The following is a 1612-nucleotide window of genomic DNA, read 5'->3' on the forward strand; positions in this document are numbered from 1 at the left end:
GGTTAATTCGCTAGGGAATCGAGCATAACCGACTTCGGTAATAAAAAATTGACCACCTGCACACTTAGATTTACCAAGTCGCCCGCGGCTAAAGACAGCACATCGTTTTTGGTTAGCGTTGGCATAGTAATACGTGGTAAGACTTGCATCATGCTATCAACATCCATATCCATTAACGGCTGTAAACGCACACCACGTAATGCCCCTGAATTGGGTTTAAGCACCGTCACTTTTTCAATTTTGGTTTCACCGCGCATAAGGGGTTGTTCTAATGTCACCGTGGCTTGGTCGCCATTAACAACAACCCACTCAACTTGCTCTTTGTTTTGTTCTTCGATTGGCTCTTTCATGTTCTCTTTCCGCATTTAATTAAAGTCCCAGCGCGTCACGCTGTGCTTGTAACAGGTCTTTACCGTCCACTTTTTCCACCATATTGACGATATCAATCTCAATGATTTCTTGACCGTCCATCACTAACTTGTAGTAAGTGGGTTTTACAGTGACTTTGGTTTGTGTGTTATCGCCCGATTTCCAGTTACCCGGATCGATTTCGCTATAACGACCACGGAGAACCACTTCAACGGCAAGTGATTCACCCGTATTATCGCGCTGATGAGCGCCACAAAAACGCAATTGAACCGCATCAATAGTGGATGCACCCCATTGGCGATAAACGTCAATATCAGCACCGCCGAGAGTAAACTCACTATCAAGCGCGCCATCATCAAGACCCATATCAATTTGCACCGAACCATTCATACCGGCACCGCGATAGGCTTCCAGCTTACGAGTCAGTTTCGGTAACGTGAGTTCTTCGGCAACACCGACATAATTATTACCGTTAATAAATACATTAAAATTCTTTAGCTTGCGTGGTAACGCCATGATTTACCCCTTGATTTTGTTACCGAAATCCATCAGGTATTTATCGGTAATACGCTGACGTAACATCAGATTTTCCATTGGTGGTACTGGTGTATAGTCATAATCCAGTGTGAGCTTGCCGTCTTTCAGTTCTTCTTTGCTATTTGATGTCGGGTCATACCAACATTCACCGCCTAACAAATAGCCCTGACTAACCAATGAACGTAATTTTGCATTGATGGTTTCAACGATATCCCGCGCTAAAGATGGCGTTAACGGTTTATCAATCGCCCACATTTGCCCTTCTGCCATGGTGTCAGCAAGGACTTGTGCAGTTCGGGTATAAGATTCAAAGGCAAACAGCGGATCATCCGAACAAGTACGTGAACCCCAAAAACGAAAACCATCACGACGAATAAGTGTCGTCACACCTTTTTCATTCAGTAAACCGGCATCGGTAGCAGGGTTTTGTAAATCCCAATAGATATCTTTAGAAATGCCCGTCACACCGTTAACGGTGATATTTGATATCGTTTTATGCCAACCGATATCATTGTCTAACTTGGCACGCAGACCTAACGCACGCGCCGTAGCATAAGCGGTTGATTCGCTGTTGGTGGTGTTATCCCATGACGTGAAATCAGGGAAAATAACCATCAATTCACGCTGACCAAAGTTGTCACGGTACTTGATTGCTTCGCTGATATTTTTACAGTCGTAAGCAGACACATAACCAAATGCGCGGAGC

3 protein-coding genes are annotated in these 1612 nt (G+C 44.4%); all 3 read right to left on the bottom strand.

What is annotated here, in order from left to right; genetic code table 11:
• Positions 1 to 2: 2 nt before the first annotated feature.
• Entirely contained in the window at positions 3 to 350 is a 348-nt protein-coding gene (locus JEP36_RS17620; protein WP_198630567.1) for a phage tail assembly protein, read from the bottom strand.
• A gap of 19 nt (positions 351 to 369) precedes the next feature.
• A complete protein-coding gene (locus JEP36_RS17625; RefSeq protein ID WP_152134441.1) occupies positions 370 to 885 on the bottom strand; it encodes a phage major tail tube protein in 516 nt (171 codons plus the stop codon).
• Between the two features lie 3 nt (positions 886 to 888).
• The coding region (locus JEP36_RS17630; RefSeq protein WP_198630568.1) for a phage tail sheath subtilisin-like domain-containing protein at positions 889 to 1612 on the bottom strand (724 nt) is incomplete at its 5' end.

This window comes from Proteus sp. PR00208, from assembly GCF_016238545.1.
Classification (GTDB): Bacteria; Pseudomonadota; Gammaproteobacteria; order Enterobacterales; family Enterobacteriaceae; genus Proteus.